The organism is Psychrobacillus sp. OK028, assembly GCF_900103605.1.
Taxonomy (GTDB): domain Bacteria; phylum Bacillota; class Bacilli; order Bacillales_A; family Planococcaceae; genus Psychrobacillus.
Map to the genome: position 1 here is coordinate 669799 of NZ_FNHY01000001.1, position 20043 is coordinate 689841.

16 protein-coding genes, 1 pseudogene and 2 riboswitches are annotated in these 20043 nt (G+C 36.1%); of the genes and pseudogenes, 16 read left to right on the forward strand and 1 reads right to left on the reverse strand.

Features of this window, described 5'->3' with window-relative positions; translation table 11 throughout:
• Positions 1-190: 190 nt before the first annotated feature.
• The 7 genes from miaB (at position 191) to BLR36_RS02945 (ending at position 8734) form a co-directional block, all read left to right on the forward strand.
• A complete protein-coding gene (gene miaB, locus BLR36_RS02915) occupies positions 191-1738 on the forward strand; it encodes a tRNA (N6-isopentenyl adenosine(37)-C2)-methylthiotransferase MiaB (RefSeq protein ID WP_093060209.1) in 1548 nt (515 codons plus the stop codon).
• Positions 1738-2175, forward strand: a complete 438-nt coding sequence (locus BLR36_RS02920) for a YlbF/YmcA family competence regulator (RefSeq protein ID WP_093060210.1) — start codon at positions 1738-1740, stop codon at positions 2173-2175. The genes miaB and BLR36_RS02920 overlap by 1 nt, the downstream gene beginning before the upstream one ends.
• Positions 2176-2383: 208 nt before the next feature.
• A complete protein-coding gene (locus tag BLR36_RS02925) occupies positions 2384-3373 on the forward strand; it encodes a TAXI family TRAP transporter solute-binding subunit (protein WP_093060211.1) in 990 nt (329 codons plus the stop codon).
• A 71-nt stretch (positions 3374-3444) separates the two neighbouring features.
• Positions 3445-3957 carry a DUF1850 domain-containing protein gene (locus BLR36_RS02930; protein ID WP_093060212.1) on the forward strand — a complete coding sequence of 171 codons (513 nt, stop codon included), beginning with the start codon at positions 3445-3447 and terminating at the stop codon, positions 3955-3957.
• Entirely contained in the window at positions 3954-5981 is a 2028-nt protein-coding gene (locus BLR36_RS02935; RefSeq protein WP_093060213.1) for a TRAP transporter permease, read from the forward strand. The genes BLR36_RS02930 and BLR36_RS02935 overlap by 4 nt, the downstream gene beginning before the upstream one ends.
• Positions 5982-6253: 272 nt before the next feature.
• Positions 6254-7720 (forward strand): protein adenylyltransferase SelO, encoded by a 1467-nt coding sequence (locus tag BLR36_RS02940; RefSeq protein WP_256371001.1) that lies wholly within the window; start codon positions 6254-6256, stop codon positions 7718-7720.
• 153 nt (positions 7721-7873) lie between these two features.
• Positions 7874-8734, forward strand: a complete 861-nt coding sequence (locus BLR36_RS02945; protein WP_093060214.1) for a YitT family protein — start codon at positions 7874-7876, stop codon at positions 8732-8734.
• 57 nt (positions 8735-8791) lie between these two features.
• On the opposite strand, the gene BLR36_RS02950 is transcribed toward BLR36_RS02945, so the two are convergent.
• Entirely contained in the window at positions 8792-9016 is a 225-nt protein-coding gene (locus tag BLR36_RS02950) for a hypothetical protein (protein WP_093060215.1), read from the reverse strand.
• A 145-nt stretch (positions 9017-9161) separates the two neighbouring features.
• A riboswitch (FMN riboswitch) is annotated at positions 9162-9293 on the forward strand.
• A gap of 188 nt (positions 9294-9481) precedes the next feature.
• A riboswitch (FMN riboswitch) is annotated at positions 9482-9613 on the forward strand.
• Between the two features lie 143 nt (positions 9614-9756).
• Between BLR36_RS02950 and ribE (BLR36_RS02955) the strand changes: the two genes are divergently transcribed.
• From ribE (BLR36_RS02955) to BLR36_RS02995, 9 genes and pseudogenes are all read left to right on the forward strand, one after another.
• A complete protein-coding gene (gene ribE, locus BLR36_RS02955) occupies positions 9757-10392 on the forward strand; it encodes a riboflavin synthase (protein WP_093060216.1) in 636 nt (211 codons plus the stop codon).
• 13 nt (positions 10393-10405) lie between these two features.
• Positions 10406-10993, forward strand: a pseudogene (gene ribB / locus BLR36_RS02960) (3,4-dihydroxy-2-butanone-4-phosphate synthase); the annotation flags it as partial.
• A gap of 36 nt (positions 10994-11029) precedes the next feature.
• Positions 11030-11494, forward strand: a complete 465-nt coding sequence (gene ribE, locus BLR36_RS02965; protein ID WP_093060218.1) for a 6,7-dimethyl-8-ribityllumazine synthase — start codon at positions 11030-11032, stop codon at positions 11492-11494.
• Between the two features lie 256 nt (positions 11495-11750).
• Positions 11751-12536: an SDR family NAD(P)-dependent oxidoreductase gene (locus BLR36_RS02970; RefSeq protein WP_093060219.1), complete on the forward strand. Its 786-nt coding sequence runs from the start codon at positions 11751-11753 to the stop codon at positions 12534-12536.
• 181 nt (positions 12537-12717) lie between these two features.
• Positions 12718-14139 carry a 4-hydroxyphenylacetate 3-monooxygenase, oxygenase component gene (gene hpaB / locus BLR36_RS02975; protein ID WP_093060220.1) on the forward strand — a complete coding sequence of 474 codons (1422 nt, stop codon included), beginning with the start codon at positions 12718-12720 and terminating at the stop codon, positions 14137-14139.
• A 479-nt stretch (positions 14140-14618) separates the two neighbouring features.
• On the forward strand, positions 14619-15338 hold the full coding sequence (locus tag BLR36_RS02980; protein WP_093060221.1) for a TrkA C-terminal domain-containing protein: 720 nt from the start codon (positions 14619-14621) through the stop codon (positions 15336-15338).
• A 172-nt stretch (positions 15339-15510) separates the two neighbouring features.
• On the forward strand, positions 15511-16968 hold the full coding sequence (gene dacB, locus BLR36_RS02985) for a D-alanyl-D-alanine carboxypeptidase/D-alanyl-D-alanine endopeptidase (protein WP_175453949.1): 1458 nt from the start codon (positions 15511-15513) through the stop codon (positions 16966-16968).
• A gap of 250 nt (positions 16969-17218) precedes the next feature.
• On the forward strand, positions 17219-18226 hold the full coding sequence (locus BLR36_RS02990) for an LLM class flavin-dependent oxidoreductase (RefSeq protein WP_093060223.1): 1008 nt from the start codon (positions 17219-17221) through the stop codon (positions 18224-18226).
• Between the two features lie 398 nt (positions 18227-18624).
• The gene (locus BLR36_RS02995; RefSeq protein WP_093060224.1) at positions 18625-19647 is read left to right on the forward strand and encodes a glycoside hydrolase family 15 protein; all 1023 of its coding nucleotides are present in this window, start codon (positions 18625-18627) and stop codon (positions 19645-19647) included.
• The last annotated feature ends 396 nt before the right edge of the window (positions 19648-20043 follow it).

Consider the following 20043-nt stretch of genomic DNA (forward strand, 5'->3'; position numbering starts at 1 on the left):
AGGCATGCCCAAGAAAAGCGTCCGGCCTTCGCTACAATCAACCGCAAATCTAGGTATTTGTTTTGAAAAAACGACCATATATGTCCAATTAAGAAATTTTAAGCTGAATGCCTTGTAGGAATAGAGTACTGTTCAGTATAATAGGGTGGATATATGTACTTTTCATGAACGAAGGAAAGGAGAGTTTTTTATGAACGAAGAATCCCGTTTACAGAGTACTCAAGTGAAGGCACCTAGCACTTTAGATAAAAAATCTGAGAAGGATTATAGTAAATATTTTCAAGCAGTCTATACTCCACCATCATTAAAAGATGCGAAAAAACGTGGAAAAGAAGAGGTAGAATACCATAACGACTTTGCTATTGCAGAGCAATTTAAAGGCATGGGCCAAAATAGAAAATTTTATATACGCACATATGGCTGTCAGATGAACGAGCATGATACCGAAGTGATGGCAGGTATTTTCATGCAACTTGGATATGAGCCTACTGATACTGTAGAAGATGCAAACGTTGTATTACTTAATACTTGTGCGATTCGTGAAAATGCTGAAAACAAGGTTTTTGGGGAGCTTGGTCACTTTAAGCATTTAAAACAAAAAAACCCGGATGTATTAATCGGTGTTTGCGGGTGTATGTCCCAGGAAGAATCAGTCGTAAATAAAATATTAAAAACTTACAATCAAGTAGATATGATTTTTGGAACACATAATATTCACCGTCTTCCTAACATATTAAACGAAGCATACCTTTCAAAAGAAATGGTTGTGGAAGTTTGGTCTAAAGAAGGAGACGTTATAGAAAACCTGCCGCGAGTACGTAAAGGTTCGATTAAAGCATGGGTCAACATTATGTACGGCTGCGATAAATTCTGTACATATTGTATCGTTCCATATACACGTGGAAAAGAGCGTAGTCGCCGTCCGGAAGATATAATTCAAGAGATTAGACATCTTGCTGCTCAAGGGTACAAAGAAGTAACATTGCTTGGTCAAAACGTTAATGCATATGGAAAAGACTTTGAAGATTTGAATTATCGCTTTGGTGATTTAATGGCTGACCTTCAGAAGATTGACGTAGCCCGCATACGTTTTATGACTAGTCATCCTAGAGATTTTGATGATCATTTAATCGAAGTGCTTGCAAAAGGCGGAAATTTAGTCGATCATATTCATCTCCCAGTTCAATCGGGATCATCTGATATACTTAAAATAATGGCTCGTAAATATACTAGAGAGCATTACTTAGAGCTAGTTCGTAAAATAAAAACAGCTATCCCAAATGTTTCCCTAACAACTGACATTATTGTTGGATTCCCAAACGAAACTGAGGAACAGTTTGAAGAAACAATGTCTTTATATAAAGAAGTAGGCTTTGAAATTGCCTATACGTATATTTACTCTCCGCGAGAAGGTACACCAGCTGCCAAGATGGTGGATAATGTGCCGATGGAAGTAAAAAAAGAAAGACTTCAACGATTAAATAAGCTAGTAAATGATATGTCCGCTGAAGCGATGAAAAAATATGATGGGCAAATTGTAGAAGTGTTAGTTGAAGGTGAAAGTAAAAATAACCCAGATGTCCTTGCTGGCTATACTAGTAAGAGCAAATTAGTTAATTTCGTTGGACCAAAAGATAGCATTGGGCAACTAGTGAAAGTTAAAATAACAGAAGCGAAAACATGGTCACTTACTGGGGAGCTAGTGAGTGAAACAATCGAGCATAAGGTGGGAGTTTAATGTCTACTACAAAATATACTAGAGACGATATTATTGAAAAAGCAAAAGAAATTGCAACAATGATCGCCAATACCGAGGAAGTTGAATTCTTCAAACGCGCAGAAGAGCAAATTAATGAAAATACAATGGTCCGTGAAAAAATTGCAAGTCTAAAAAGCTTACAGAAACAAGCTGTCAACTTTCAGCATTTAGGGAAAGAAAAGGCACTTAAAATGATTGAAGGTAAAATTGCCGCAATCGAAGAAGAAATTGACGGTCTTCCAATTGTTCAAGAATTTAAGCAATCCCAAGGTGATGTAAATAGCCTGTTACAATTAGTAGCAAATTCCATCTCAAACAACGTAACAAACCAAATTATTGAAGCCACTGAGGGTGACTTGCTTAGAGGCGAAACAGGTTCCAAAGTAAAAAACACTACTTACGATAGTTGTTCATAATTTCTTATAAAAAAGCATTCATTTAATCATGTGATTAGATGAATGCTTTTTATTATAAAATGAGTAAAATTTCTTGCTCTCCGGGTAGTTATGAGCTGGGATGTAGGTTCCTAAATAACTGAAAACGCATAATTGAGTGGCAATTAGATAAACTAATATGTTAATATTATTATGTACATTGGGATTATATATAAAAGGGGGAAATTGCATGAAGAAAAAGCAATTTAAGTTGTTAAGTATTCTAAGCGTTTTTGTTTTGTTAATACTTGCAGCTTGTGGCTCAACAGATGAGGGATCTTCATCAGATGGAGATTCTGGTAAGAAAAAAGAAGATTACAAGTTTTTAAGTTTGTTAACAGGTGGGGTCCAAGGGACATATTATCCACTTGGAGGTACATTTGCTGAATTGATTTCGAAGGATACTGGGATTAAAACAACAGCAGAGGTTTCACAAGCCTCAGCAGCAAACATGACTGCTTTAAAAGAAGGAACAGCAGAAATAGCTTTCACTCAAACTGACATCGCTTTCTATGCAACAGAAGGTGAGTTAATGTTTAAGGACAATAAAGTTGATACGATTTCTGCACTTGGTGCACTTTATCCAGAAACAGTTCAATTAGTAACAACGGACAAAACTGGTATTAAGTCATTTGCTGATTTAAAAGGAAAGAAAATTTCTGTAGGTGCTCCTGGATCAGGAACATATGCGAACGCGGAACAACTACTTGAAATTCATGGTTTGACGATGGATGATATTGATCCACAAAACCTAGATTTTGGAGAATCCCAAGACAGCTTACAGGCTGGTCAAATTGATGCTGCATTTATTACTGCAGGAACTCCAACTGGTGCTGTAGAAGCCTTAAATGCAGTAGCAAATGTAGTAATTGTTCCAGTTGAAGATGCAAAAGCAGATGAGCTTATTAAAAAGTATCCATATTATGCTAAAGACGTAGTGCCTTCAGGTACTTACGGCTTAACACAAGATGTTCCAACCGTGTCTGTATTAGCGATGCTAGCTGTAACTAACGAGCTACCAGAGGACTTAGTTTACGAAATGACAAAAGCAATTTACGATAATGCTGCTAGCATTACACATCCGAAAGGACAGTTTATCAAACCAGAAACAGGTCTTGAAGGTATTGGAATCAAAATTCACCCAGGTGCTCAAAAGTACTTTGATGAAGTAAATAAATAAAACTAAATGCTTGGGGGCATGTTGCGTTTGCTTACATGCCCCTTTTTAATTGAAAGAATGGTGGCGAAGACATGCGATTTCTTAAAATGTATGGAATAATAAGCCTCATTTGTGTAATTGGACTTGCATTTTTCTTGCCATTTAAGCAAGCATTTGTTTTTACAGAAACAAGAAGTGATGATCCAAAATTTTATTATTTAAAGGTTGAGGATGAACGGGAATTCCAAGTTAGGTACACACATTCTATACATAAAAGCGATGTAATAGAATCCTACAGAATTACAAAGGATGTCAAAATTCAACTAGTTTCAATGGCTTATGAGGATTTAGCGATTGGGATGCCAGGATATGCTGAAGAAGGGCAAACTTTTGAAGTGAAAGACGGTATGTATAAACTTTCGTATGATGATAAAGTGATCGATTCCTTTACAATTCTAGTTGCCAATATTGAAATGGATTTAATATTTCAATATAAGCAAAGGGATTATGATTTAAAAAAATTATTAGAACGAAGTAAAGCTTATGAATTCAAAGTAAAAAATATTTCGCTATATGATCAATGGAAAGGAGTTAAGTTTAAATGACTGAAAAAAAAGTAAAGCCAAATAGCGAATCCACAGAAACAGAATCATTTCAGCAGTTATCAGAAGAAGAGCAGCAAGCTATTTTACAGAAATATGATCCTGAATCTAATACAAGGTCTGTAGATGGCATAATGAAAAAAGTAATTTTCTTTGGATTGTTAGCATTTTCTTTATTCCAGCTATATACTGCGATCCAAGGCCAATTTACAGCTTATATTCAACGATCGATTCATTTAGGGTTTGCCTTATCCCTTATCTTCTTAATGTTCCCTGCGCGAAAAAAATCAATAAGTAATAGAAAAATACCAATTTATGATTATCTTTTTTCTTTACTATCCATCGGAGTGGGTCTTTATTGGCCAATTCAATATCAAGAGTTAGTCTTCCGAGTTGGAACAATGACAAGCTTAGATTTCATAGTAGGTGCTTTAGCAATACTATTAACTTTAGAAGCTGCTCGGAGAACTGTCGGGTTACCTATTACGATAATCGCTACTGTTTTCTTAGTGTATGCGTTTTTCGGACCGTATTTTCCAGGTTTCCTAGCTCACAGAGGGCAGGATTTAAGCAGCTTAGTGCATCTAATGTTCTTTACAACAGATGGTATATTAGGTACACCGATTAGTGTATCTGCTACATTTATATTTGTTTTCCTGTTATTCGGTTCATTCCTAGTAAAGACCGGAGTTGGACAATACTTTAATGACCTTGCTGTAACACTTGCAGGTAGATTAACAGGGGGACCTGCAAAGGTTGCGATTTTCTCCAGTGCATTACAGGGTACTATTTCGGGAAGTTCTGTAGCTAACGTAGTAACTTCTGGTTCATACACGATTCCAATGATGAAAAAGCTTGGGTATCGTAAGGAATTTGCAGGTGGAGTAGAAGCAGCTGCTTCTACAGGTGGACAATTAATGCCTCCAATTATGGGAGCAGCAGCATTCCTGATGGTAGAGTTTATCGGTGGTATAACTTATTGGGAAATTGCAAAAGCAGCAGCAATACCAGCAGTTTTATATTTTGCTGGTATATGGATCATGACACATTTTGAGGCAAAACGTGTTGGATTAAAAGGTATGTCTAAAGAAGAGATGCCTGATCGAAAAGAAGTTTTGAAAAAGTTATATTTATTAATACCAATTGTAACGATCATTGTTTTAATGTTTATAGGTGTACCAACGATGCAAGCAGCATTGTGGGGTATCGTTGCCGCTGTAGTATTTAGTGCAATCGATAAAGAAACAAGAATGAACTTTAAAGATATTATAGATGCTTTAGTTGATGGAGCAAGAACTGCATTGGGTGTTGCAGCTGCAACAGCTGCAGCCGGTATAATTGTTGGAGTAGTTGTAAAAACCGGATTAGGTTTAAGTCTAGCAAATGGTCTTATTTCTGCATCAGGTGGAAATATTTTCTTAACCCTTTTCTTTACAATGCTAGCATCTATTGTTTTAGGTATGGGTTCTCCAACAACTGCCAATTATGTAATTACATCAACAATTGCTGCACCAGCTATTATCACTCTATTGATGCTTGATATGCCTGCAGGAGCAACAGTTCCTTTAGTTGTCGCTTTATCTGCACATTTATTCGTATTTTACTTCGGTATAATAGCAGATATTACACCACCGGTTGCACTTGCGGCGTTTGCAGCAGCAGGAGTATCTGGTGGAGATCCTATAAGAACTGGAGTTGTAGCTGCTAAATTAGCAATTGCTGCATTTATCATTCCATATATGGTAATATTCTCTCCAGCCCTCTTAATGATTGATACTTCGTTTTGGGAAGTGGTATGGGTTGTTTTTACCGCTATCATTGGGATGATGTCAATTGGAGCAGGAATGATTGGTTATTGGTATCGCAAAGTAACATGGATTGAAAGAATAATTGCAATTGGCGCTGGGTTGCTTTTAATCTATCCGGAAAGCTTCTCGGATATTGCTGGATTAATAATTTTTGCAATCCTGTTAGTGATTCAATTGTTTACACGAGAAAAGAAAAAACCAGAAGCATTAGCACTATAAGAATCCAGTGTTAATTTTACTTCTTATCCTGAATTTTTATAAGTTGAAAGAAAAAACACGAGCCAGATACGGCTCGTGTTTTTTCAAATATTAAATTAATATAATCCATTTAACTCAGTAGGACTGGTTAAATATACCGGTAATTAATATTAAGAATAATATTATAAACCAAAGTAGAGTTCATCGAAGGCGTATGTGACTCCATGTAAGGGTATAATAATTGGAAAGAAGTAGCTAGTTATTTTCACTTCATAAGAAGGAAGGTAGATATTGTGTCAAATAAATTCAATGTAGGCTGGAACTTGGAAAATACTTATATGAGTCTTCCAAATATTATGTTCTCGGCAATTAACGTAAATCCTGTAGGTAATCCTCAATTAGTCAAACTAAACAAAGAATTAGCAACTTCACTCGGGCTAAATTCTAATGCCTTAGAGAGTAAGCAAGGTGTGGAACAGCTTGCTGGCAATACAATAATAGAAGGTGGGATACCTATAGCTCAGGCTTATGCTGGGCATCAATTTGGGCATTTCACTATGTTAGGAGATGGAAGAGCTCTGTTGCTCGGTGAACATATAAGCCCTTCAGGAGAATTATTTGATGTACAGCTGAAGGGCTCTGGGAGAACACCTTATTCTCGAGGAGGAGATGGCCGAGCAGGACTTGGACCAATGCTACGTGAGTATATTATTAGTGAAGCGATGCATGCGCTTGGAATACCAACAACCCGTAGTCTTACTGTAATCACTACTGGTGAGGATATTATGCGAGAAACTGTCCAACGAGGTGCAGTGATGACACGTATTGCTGCTAGTCACTTGCGTGTAGGAACATTCCAATTTGCTGCAAAATGGGGAACTCATGAAGAGCTTCAGGCTTTAGCAGATTATGCAATTGAAAGACATTATCCAATATTAATGAATAAAGAAAATCGATATCTTTTATTCCTCCAAGAAGTGATTACGCGTCAGGCGGCTCTCATAGCTAAATGGCAACTTGTTGGGTTTATCCATGGTGTAATGAACACAGATAACATGACAATCAGTGGCGAGACCATCGATTATGGACCTTGTGCGTTTATGGACACCTACAACCCTAATACAGTATTTAGCTCTATCGATATCCAGGGTCGCTATGCTTATGAAAATCAACCGAATATTGCGGGTTGGAATTTAGCAAGATTAGCAGAAAGTTTATTGCCTCTTATTCATGAGGACCAAGATGAAGCTGTGAAACAGGCGCAAGAAGCAATGACAGCTTATCCCAAAATATACGAGACTCATTGGCTGACAGGGATGGGGAATAAGCTAGGGATCTTTAATATAGAAGAAGGGGATATTTCGTTAATTGATAACTTGCTTCAACTTATGGAGCAGTACGGTGCAGATTATACAAATACATTTCGCTTATTGACGCTTGGTAAAATAGAAGAAATAGACTTATATGGAAAAGATAATTTTGACCAGTGGCATGAAAAGTGGCAAAAGAGACTTGAAGAACAAGATGTATCAAAAGATTTCATCCAACAATTAATGCAAAAAAGTAATCCCATAGTCATTCCGCGAAACCACCGAGTAGAAGAAGCACTTGAAGCAGCGGTAGAAAAAGAAGACTATAGTGTATTTGAAAATTTACTTAAAGTAATTTCTAATCCTTACGATTATAGTTCCGATTATATTGATTACACTACACTGCCACCAGATACTTCAGGACCATACAAAACATTTTGTGGAACCTAATAAACAGTATACTTAGAAAGCCTGTAAATATCTCGAATTGACAGGCTTTTCTTCTGTAAAAATAATGCTCTGACTTGTATGCAAGCTAGTTTTTCTTTAAGATTAAATAGGTACAACTTTTGTTAATCTATTACTTAAAGGAGTTTCTATTGCATGCAAACGAATAAACTAGCGGATAAAATCCGTCGAATAATTTTGATTGTAATTGGTGCGGCAATTGCAGGTTACGCACTAGAAGCAGTCTTAATACCGAACTCCGTAATTGATGGTGGAGTTACAGGTATTAGTATCATGGGTACTTACTTGTTTGGTGTACCTCTTGGAGTATTGTTATTTGTATTAAATATTCCATTTATATACTTAGGTTATAAACAAGTCGGTAAGACCTTTGCAATAATGAGTATTATTGGGATTGCGTCGTTATCTATTTCTACAGTTTTAATGCATCAAATTGAGCCCATTTTAAGTGAAAAGGATCCCTTATTAGTAGTAATTTCTGGGGGTGTTATGCTTGGTATTGGTATAGGAGTTGTACTTCGAAACGGTGGAGCTTTAGATGGTGCAGAAGTATTAGCTGTTCTAGTTTCTAGAAAAGTCCCATTTTCAGTTGGTGATGTGATTTTATTTATCAATGCATTTATATTCATTGGTGCAGGCTTCATTTATGGATTAGAAAGTGCACTTTACTCAGCTACAACTTACTACATAGCTAAAATTGTGATTGACGTTATTCAAGTGGGGCTAGAGAATTCAAAATCTGTTCGTATTGTTAGTAAACAATCGTCGGAAATTGGTTCTGCAATTCAGGATCGCTTAGGTCGAGGAGTTACATATTCTAGTGGTAGAGGTGGCTTTTCAAACGAAACAATTGATATTGTCACATGTGTAATCACTCGGATGGAAGAGAACAAACTAATTACGATAATAAAAGAATTGGATCCTAGTGCTTTTGTCGTGATCACGGAAGTAGCAGAAGTGAGAGGCGGGAGCTTCAAAAAACGAGATATTCACTAATACAAAAAACCCGTTCAATGATTCACAGTCATTCAACGGGTTTTATAATGCTTAATATTATTTTCTTTTTTTCTTTCCAAGATCTTTTATGGAAGATTTATTTTTATCTATCACTTTCTCAAATTCAACCTGTACATGAATTCCATCTTTTTCTGTTTCATGAACACTAACTACTTTGCCTTTTCTACCTTTAATTTTTAAATCGGTATCTACTAATGGGATTTCTCTCAATACTTGAGTTAAAACGATTATATTTTTCTCCATAAAATGAACTGCGAACATTTTCATTTCCCCTTACTTTATAATGTGGAATCTATGTATTTTATGATTTATTGATAGATATAGAACTTCCTTGATAACAAACACGGAAAAATATTATTTCCTTGCAAATTACATAAAGACTTGCTATGGTTATACCAATTAAATAATTATCCTTCGGGGTCGGGTGAAAGTCCCAATCGACAGTAAGAGAGCAATCTCAAAGCCTGTGAGCCGTAAAACGCATGATTTGGTGTAAATCCAAAGCCGACAGTTACAGTCTGGATGGGAGAAGGAGTAGGTCGCCTATTGTAGAGGTTTTTTAGTTTTTCTAAAAACTGCTATGAAGGGGCTTATTAAAGTATGACTTCTCTCGCATCCGATAAATTTTGGATGCGTTTTTTAATGTTTAGCTCCAGCGCAAAGCTCGTCACAGACGAACTTTGTCAGGGTTAACAAAAAGCGTTTTTTGCTTTTCTTAATTGAATAACATTCCTTCGGGGTCGGGTGAAAGTCCCAATCGACAGTAAGAGAGCAGTCTCAAAGCCTGTGAGCCGTAAAACGCATGATTTGGTGTAAATCCAAAGCCGACAGTTATAGTCTGGATGGGAGAAGGAGTAGATCAATGCTTTTGAGAATTATTGCTAAAAGGCTTATTTGAATCTACCTAATTTTCCTCCGACACATTTGTGTGCGGAGTTTTTGTTTATAAGAGAGTTATAAATTGCTCACTTAAACTATTTTCATCATAAAGGGAGGATAAAATGTTTACAGGAATTGTAGAAGAGCTTGGCATAGTTAAGAACGTTCAACAAAGTGCTAGCAGTATGCAACTTGTTATCCGTGCCAAACGGATTTTAGAGGACATAAAATTGGGCGATAGCATTTCTGTGAATGGTGTTTGTTTAACAGTAATTGCGTTTTCACCATCAGAGTTTACTGTAGATGTTATGCCAGAAACGTTTCACGCGACTACAACTAAATTGTTAAACAGTGGTTCAGTAGTAAATTTAGAAAGGGCAATGGCCGCAAATGGACGATTCGGTGGACATTTTGTTTCAGGACATGTGGACGGTGTCGGTACAATATTAAAGAAGCGACCTACTGCTAATGCAGTTTATGTTGATATTACAATACCCGAAGAAGTCAGTAATTATTGCATTCCGAAAGGATCTATTACGATAGACGGCACAAGTTTAACGATTTTTGAAATATCAAAGACTATAGTTACTGTTTCACTAATTCCTCATACAAATCAAGAAACAGTATTAGGTCAAAAAAATGAGCGTGAATTAGTCAATTTAGAATGTGACATGCTAGGGAAATATGTGCATCAGTATGTTACGGATAAAAAAGAAACGACTATTACAAGAGACTTTTTAACTCAGAATGGTTTTTAAGGAGAAGAGAATATTGCTAAATACAATAGAAGAAGCAATTACGGATTTAAAACAAGGGAAGCTTATTATATTAGTAGACGATGAAAACCGCGAAAACGAAGGAGATTTCCTTTGCTTAGCAGAATTTGCAACACCTGAAAATATCAATTTCATGGCTATGTACGGTCGTGGGTTAATTTGTATGCCAATTCATGAAGAAATAGCAGAGGAATTGTTATTACATCCGATGGTTTATGACAATACTGATTTTCATCAAACAGCATTCACTGTGTCCATAGATCACGAGAGTACATCTACAGGTATTAGTGCATTTGATCGTTCAGAAACAATGCTGCAAGTTATTAACCCTCAAGCAAATGCTCTTCAATTTAAGCGACCTGGACATGTCTTTCCGCTTATTGCAAAGCCTGGTGGTGTATTAGAAAGACGTGGTCATACAGAAGCAGCTGTTGACTTTGGAATGCTTTGTGGGTCTGCAAAAGCTGGTGTAATTTGTGAAATTATGAAAGACGATGGATCAATGGCACGACTACCTGATTTAATGGAGTTTGCAAAGCAATTCCAATTGAAAATTGTAACGATAGAAGAATTATCAATTTATTTACAAAATATTAAAGCTAGCTAAGGAGAGAACAAAATGGTGAAAACAATAGAAGCAAACTTAATCGGTACAGAATTGAAAATAGGAATTGTCGTAGGTCGTTTTAATGATTTCATCAATGCAAAATTAGTAGATGGTGCAATTGATGGATTAAAACGTCATGGTATAGCGGATGATCACATTGAAGTAGCTTGGGTTCCAGGGGTTTTTGAAGTGCCATTTATTGCAAAAAAAATGGCTGAATCACAAAAGTACGACGCTGTTATCGGGCTTGGGACAGTAATCCGGGGATCTACTACTCACTATGATTATGTATGTAATGAAGCGGCAAAAGGAATTGCGCAAGTAGGTTTACAAACTGGAGTACCGGTTATTTTTGGTATTGTTACAACAGAATCTATTGAACAAGCAATTGAACGAGCAGGTACAAAAGCTGGAAACAAAGGATACGATGCAGCCATATCAGCAATCGAAATGGCAAATCTATTGAAAATAATGTAACAATTGAGCGATTAAATGATAGAAAGCCAATGACTAGCAAGATTAGTCATTGGCTTTCTTCAATTTGAATATTAATCACCTAATGCGTTTCAGTAGTAATTCGATTTTAACAGAGACACCAAATTCTTTCGTATCATCTTTTAACCAAACCCTAAATTTTATCCGCGGTATTTGTATGAGCAATAATTCTGACAAATAATAAACTTGTAATATAATAAAAGATGAATAAGATTACAGAAATAGAGGGGGCAACCTAATGGAATTAGGATTATCAGGAAAAGTAGCAATAGTTACTGGTTCAAGTAAAGGGATAGGTTTACAAACAGCATTACAATTAGTTAAAGAGGGAGCGAATGTCGTTCTTTGCGCTCGTGGTGAAGAAGACTTACAGAAGGCTGCGGCATTTATTAAAGCTGAAACAGGTGAAGAAGTATTAGTTGTGCCCGGTGATATTACTAAAGAAGAAGCGTGTAAACGAATCGTTCAGAAAACAGTAGATCATTATGGGCGTGTTGACATTTTAGTTAATAACGCTGGCACTTCGTCTGCGAATCATTTTGAATCAGTTGATACAGATTTATGGCAAACAGATTTAGACTTGAAATTATTTGGAGCGATACATACCTCAAAAGCTGCAATTCCTTATATGAGAAAAGTGGGTGGTGGAGCCATCGTTAACGTAACGGCAGTTTTGGGAAAAACACCTCCTGCTAATTCTTTACCAACTACGGTTAGTCGAGCAGCTGGAATGGCATTGACGAAAGCGATGAGTAAAGATTTAGGTAAAGATAATATACGTGTTAATACAGTTTGTATTGGACTTATCAGAAGTAATCAAATCGAGTCAATGTGGAAAAAGAATGCCCCAGAACTTACTTGGGAAGAATATTCTAGAGATGTAGTAGGTCCTTCGATTCCACTAAATAGAATTGGTGAAACAGCAGAAGCAGCAAATGTCATTACTTTTTTAGTATCAGATGCAGCGTCATATGTAACTGGAACTTCCGTTAATATCGATGGTGGGTCTGGTGGAACACTTTAATTAAAATAATTAACTTGAACTGAACATTAGTTCTCGCATATGCTATCTACAACCAGCCTCCTAGATTAAATTTGGAGACTGGTTTTTTCGTTATACAATCTTTTTGAATTTGTCACAACTCCACTTAAATAGTAATAATATAATGCTAAGAACAGCCTGATGCAATAGGAGTGATCAGAATATGCCAGCTATAACGGGGAGACAATATATAAAACGAATTGACCAACTCAAAACGGACGTTTGGATAGATGGTAAGCCTGTTACGGGAAATATCTCGGAGCATCCTGCATTTAAAGGAATAATAATTAGTCAGGCTGCACTGTACGATCTTCAACATCATAAAGCCCTAACGTTTCAATCACCAACTACAAAAGAGCAGGTAGGATTGTCGTACTTACAGCCAAAGACAAAAGAGGATTTAGTTTTGAGACGTGAAATGATACAGCACTGGGCTAAATTGAATAATGGGCTAATGGGAAGAAGTCCAGATTATATGAATACCGTCTTAATGGCTCTAGCTTCCTCCCTTCATTTTTTGCAGGATCAAAAGAACTGTTTTCCAGATAATCTACAAACATTTTATGAATATGCAAGAGAAAATGATATCTCCATGACCCATACGTTTATAGAACCACAAGTAAATCGTAAATCATTGTATGTTGAACGTTCGAACGAACCGATTGCTGCAAAAATAATAGATAGAAACGATGAAGGAATTATTGTAAAAGGTGCCCGTCTCCTTGCAACACAGGGTGGAATAACGGATGAATTAGTAGTTATCTCTTCGGGTGGGAAAGTAGAAGAAGATAATAGTTTCGCATTTTCCATACCTAGTAATACTAAAGGTTTAAGGTTTCTTTGTAGGGAATCATTTGTAGGAGGCGATTCTACTTTTAACTATCCACTAAGTTCGAAATATGAAGAAATGGATAGTGTTGTAGTGTTTGATAATGTTTTAGTTCCTTGGGAGCGCGTATTTTATTATGATAACATTGCTATTTCAAATAATTTTATGAAGTCGAGTTCGTTCCTCCCATTTACCCTGCATCAAGTAGTATCTAGGCAGATTGTAAAAACTGAGTTTATATTGGGGATTGTCCAATCCATTATCGAAACCATTAATATAGAAGAATATCAGCATGTTCAAGAAAAGGCATCTGAAATAATCGTGGCTTTGGAGACCATGAAAGCATTATTAATAAAATCAGAAGTCGAAGCCAAAATTGATAAAGGTGGATGGCTGCAACCAGATCGCGCTACATTACAAATTGCTATGAATGTATTTCCGCGCATCTATCCGAAGTTTACAGAAATAATTCAGGTCCTAGGTGCCAGTGGACTTATGTCCATCCCAACAGAAAATGCTTTTCAATCATCTATTGGAAAAGAGTTAAATCACTACTTACAGTCCAGTGAAGGCAATGGAGAGGACCGTGTCAAACTGTTCCGATTAGCTTGGGACTTAACGATGAGCCCGTTTGGCACAAGACAAACATTATATGAACGTTTTTTCTTTGGTGATCCTGTTAGACTTGCAAGCCAGTTATACTTTTCCTATGATACGGAGGAGTTTGTGCAACGAGTAAAAAATATATTGAAATGAGTCCACAGACCTTTGTATGTGGGCTTTTTTTGAGTAGAAAGAGTTGAATGCTTTTAAGAAGAAGCGCACCTTCATAAGAAAGTACTATAACCTCTTGAGATTTTTTATATACGCATATTTTTTTGTGAACTCATAAATAGGAGAGGTAATTAGAAGCATACAAAATATTTATCTAAAGGTGGATTTATATATATATTGTTCAATCGTGTGATCATTATTAAGGAATCGCACAGCGTTTTCATACAACTCCAGAGAATATTTAGCTGTAAATCCAGGCGTTAACCCGTATTATCTTTTAACTATTAAAGTGTTCGCCAATGTAATGTTGTTGAATGCTTTTTTTATTGGAGGAACATCGTCATTAAAATTATTTTTCTTACTGTGTTTATGAAAAACAGAATCTAATATGTTTAAAATTGATCCATTATGGGAAGTTGAGGTTAAGTGATATTTCACATAACAATCGGAGGTAGAACCAAATGGGATATTTATTTATTTTTATCTATCTAACGATTATTTTGGTTGTCATAGAAATTATAACCATACTTTTTACTTTTACTGGACTGAAAAAACATATTGCAAGATTTCAGGTTATTTCTATGCTTACAGGAACTGGATTTACCACAGGAGAGTCAGAACTAATTATTGATCATCCCATTCGAAGGAATCTTGGAGCTTTTTTAATTCTTTTTGGAGCATTTTCATTAGCAGTAATTATTTCAGCCATTAGTAGCATTCTCTCAGATGAATTTTTCACGATGAAAATAGGTTACGCAGCTGGAATACTAGTTTTGTGCCTTTTTGTATTGAAAAGTGATAAAGTAAAGAACAGACTATCCAATTTGTTCAAACGTGAATTAGAAAGGAATTTTGATCTTCAGGATTTGACAATAAAAGAAGTCTTTCTAACAGAAGAAGATGATTACTTAGTGGAAATTCCTCTACATAGTACCTCCAAGATGATTGGCGAGGTATTGGGCGAAAAACTAAATTCCGTGGAGGACATAAATGTTTTATTAATTAAGCGTGGAGAAATTATAATTCGAAAAAAGAGACTTAGTACGAAACTTCAAGAAGGTGATTTCATCCTCATGTTCGGTGATAAACAAGGAATTGAAAGTATGTTTTCAGAAGAACTGAAAAAACATGAAATGGAGATGAAACGGGAAATGAATCGAATGAATAATATCCATTCGTGAATAAGAATTAAAATATATATTTTGTACTTCTTAAGATTAGGTTTATCGATGTGGATTAATAAGATTTACCCGCATCGAAAAGCCTATTTTTTATAGTTTTAAAGGATAAATTTTCTTTTTGATGAATATACTCCTAAGCAATATTTTTAAAATTCAGATTAGGAGGGAAAACATGAAGAGAAAATGGATGACAATGATGATGGCTTGGATACTGGTATTGGGAATGATTACTTTTCAAAATAGCGCACAAGCTAAGGAAGTAATAGATAAAACCTTGAGTGATTCTATTACTAACATGGTAGACGAAAAACTAGCTGGAGCAGAAGTGAGTATTACTATAAGAGACGGTTTTTCAGGAGAAATTCTATATGACTATAATGCGCTTACAGCTGTAAAACCAGCATCTAATATGAAACTGTTGACTACTGCCGCAGCTTTAGATGTACTAGGTAAGGATTATCGTTTTACTACGAGCCTGTATACATCTGGAAAGATTTCTAATGGAGTTTTAAAAGGAAATCTATATTTAAAAGGAGAAGGTGATCCAACCTTATCTATAGAAGACTTACAACGGTTCGCAAAAGAGTTAAAAGCAAAGGGTATTCATAAAGTTGATGGGCGGATTGTCGGGGATGACAAATGGTTTGATAATGATTTATTGACACCAGGAATTTGGGTTGGGGACGAGTCTTATTATTACGCTGCTCCTATTTCAGCTTTAACTACATCTCCAAACACAGATTATGACACTGGTACTATTATTGTTGAAGCAATCGGTACTGCTGTTGGCGACTTGCCATCTATTAAAGTAACGCCACATATTGGCGATTTACAAATAGTAAACGAAGCAGGGACAGTGGAAGCAGGAAAACCCAATACAGTAACAATTGAAAGATTGTACGAAACAAACAAGATTGTCGTTAGTGGGAACCTTCCTATCGATAAGACCAAAAGAGAATGGGTGACTGTCAAACATCCAACTACACATACATTATCCATGTTCCAAGAGGTTTTAGCAGAAGCAGGAATCGAGTATTCAAAAGACAAAGTATTTCAAGCTGCAACACCAAAAAGTGCTCAACTCGTCGCAAAGAAGCAATCGATGACACTAGAGGAACTGCTAATTCCGTATATGAAACTTAGTAATAACGGTATTGCAGATATATTAGTGAAAACAATGGGTAAAGTTAAAAATCATCATGGTAGCACAGAGGCAGGTTTACAAGTTTTAAGAGAATACGGAAATTCTATTAACCTTAATATGGCAGATTGGCAATTTGAAGATGGTTCTGGAATGTCTCATGAAAATAGGGTTTCGAGTTTAACTATGAGTGAGTTGTTATTTAAAGTGCAAGGTGAAGATTGGTTTACTACCTATTTTAATAGCTTACCAATAGCTGCAAATACAGATCGAATGGTAGGTGGTACGTTAAGAAATCGCTTAAAAGACCCATTAACAGCTGGAAAAGTCTATGCAAAAACAGGATCATTAACTGGAGTTAGTACACTGAGTGGTTATTTAGAAGCAAGTAGCGGACAGTCTTATATTTTTAGTGTGTTAGTCCAAAACAAATCGGGGGCTTCCACTGCGATTGATGAAATAGTTAAGGAAATAGCAAAAGAATTATAGGGAAATAACATTTTTGTTGAAAAGCAAAACACTAAAAACATAGGAAGCGATGGAAGCTCATCCTTTGAGGATGGGCTTTTTAATATGAGAAATTTACCTAGAGATTCAAATTCTAACTAAAGAGTTCGGCAAATATTCCAATCCAATAACTGTTTTAGTTTCTGTCACTAATAAAGCAGATACCTTGAAGTAATTTTTACTTGGCTCTATTATCAGATGGAGATGTATGTTATCGAAGGAGAGAAAATATATGAATAGAAAACTTCAGTCCATTCCTGTATCGGTTTTGGATTTAGTAGCCGTAAAAGAAGATCAGACAAATAAAGAAGCTTTTAAGGATATGGTTAGTCTTGCACAATTTACAGAAAAGCTAGGTTACAATCGGTATTGGCTAACGGAACATCACAATGCACCGAATGTTATTAGCTCCGCTACTTCCATTTTAATCGGTCATGTGTTGGAAAAAACAGAAACTATAAAAGTAGGTTCAGGTGGTATTATGTTGCCAAATCATGCACCACTTGTTGTTGCAGAGCAGTTTGGTACACTAGAAAGCCTTTATCCGAATAGACTGGATTTAGGACTTGGCCGTGCTCCAGGAACGGATATGCAAACGGCGCATGCTCTACGCAGAACGACTCAGGAAACTTCTTTCTCTTTCCCACAGGATGTGGTGGAATTGCAAAATTACTTTAAATCAATAGATTCCCAAAGTACAGTGCATGCATTTCCAGGTGTAGGTGCAAATGTACCAATTTATATCCTTGGCTCAAGTACATCAAGCGCAGAATTGGCCGCGCGATTAGGGCTACCTTATGCATTTGCTGCACATTTTGCCCCTCAGCAAATGGAAATGGCAATCGAAATTTACCGAAATAAGTTTGTTCCTTCTGAGTATTTAACGGAACCATACGTGATAGTTTGTGTAAATGTAATAGCAGCAGATACAAACGAGGAAGCGAAAAAGCTTTCTACAACTAGTGATCGTTTTTATTTAAATGTAGTTACTGGTAAAAAGGAACTTCTGCAGCCCCCTGTTGATAGTATGGAAGGTCTCTGGAACCCCCTAGAAGAAAATGCGGTCCGTAGAATGTCGGCTTATACTTTTAAAGGCGACCGAAATAAAATCATCGAGCAATTAAAATCATTCTTGGGAGCATTTCACGTAGATGAATTGATGGCTGTTACCTATGTATACGATCAAGAAGCTAGAAGACGTTCGTATGAAATATTGAGGGAAGCCATAGAACAACTTTAAGAATTGGACGTAAAACGAAACATGACGTAACCCTTAAAAGGGCATCGTTATGTTTTTTTATAAGTTGGTATGACATATAGAAGGGAAGATAATTAAGTATCAGAATGTCGACATGACTCGAGTGATATTTGTTAAATGTTGATTTGAATTTTTATTTTAGGGGTATTAGTAACATTGGATACTAACACTGTTAATGAGATTAATTTTTAGCAATCCCTAAGCAAACCGAACATTTTTGGGAACTAGGTCTATTGCTTTTCCAAATTAGAAATCCCTACATAAAATATAAGTATTTAAATATCTTCATTTTATTAAGTAAGCGTTTTCTTGAATTGGTTTGTCTAGAATAAACGCAAATGGTTAACAATTACTAAAAGGTATAAAGGGAGGACTCGTATATGAAAGTCAACAATGCAATTGAAGTTTTAGATCGGATGCGTCTACCGAATGGCGCTTACACTGCCAGTGTTTCAAAGGACTATCATTTTGTTTGGATACGTGATGTTGTATACACGGTTTTGCCTTTTTTACAAAGCCAATCTGATCGGTATGAAAAAGCTTATCATGCCTTGTTTGATCTATTTAAAACCTATGAATGGAAGATCGACATTCATCGGGAAAAAAAACCGATTTATCTTTTTGAATATATTCACTCACGATATTCTACAGATTTAAAGGAAATGAGCCAGGAATGGGGTCATGCTCAGAATGATGCAATAGGAGCCTTCTTATGGGGAGTAGGGGTGGGAGTTAGCCATGGACATAAGGTTTTACGTGATGAAAAAGATCTCGCCATTGTTCAGAAGCTAGTCGACTATCTAGAATGTCTCGGGTACTGGCAGGCAAAGGATAATGGAATGTGGGAAGAGAATATGGAACTGCATGCTTCAAGTGTAGGTGCATGCGTGGCAGGCTTACGTGCGGTGAAAATGCTTGTAAATGTTAAGGAGGAACTGATTCAAAAAGGTGAAGAGACGTTGCGTTTTCTTTTACCACGGGAAAGTGAAACGAAAGAAACAGACTTATCGCTGCTTTCGCTTATCTATCCGTATCGTATAGTTGAAAGGACAACAGCACTTAAAATTGTCCAGATGGTTTCTGAACGCCTAGAGCGAAAAAATGGATGTATTCGTTATGAAAACGATCAATATTACAACGAAGGGAGCGAAGCTGAATGGTGCTTCGGACTACCTTGGTTAGGAATGTGCTATTTTGAGCTGGGCATGTATGATAAGGCTTATGAATATGTAAATAAAACGGAACGAATCGTACCTGATAATTGGGAAGTCCCTGAATTATATATTGGCGGTAAAAATGTGCCAAATGGCAACACGCCACTAGCTTGGTCCGTCTCCCTTTCCTATTTATTTTTAAATCGTATGATTACTACACCTTCTAGACATTTGACAGGAAATGACTGATCTTAAAATACAAGTGTAACTTCATAAATTCTTATTGATCACATTTTGATATAAAAAATTGTATGTGGGAGGACAGCTGATAATTAGTCTTCGGTTAAAGCGCTTTAATACTTTTCGTTATTTCAGTTTCACGAACAAGATGAATATTACTAAAATCCTCCATTACTATGGAGGATTTTTATTTATTGAGGAAATTATAAAATTCTGTACCTGCTTAAAACTACTTATTAGTGATTCTCCGTGCAGACTCCAATCCTTTCCGGGACTAACGTAGTCATCTGTTTACTTGTTATTTTGTCGAAATATATCGATTATTAAAAATAGTGAAATATTTAAAGGTGTTTAAAGATAAGTGGCGAATAATTTAGTGGAGAAATGTTATTTAGATTGCCAGAA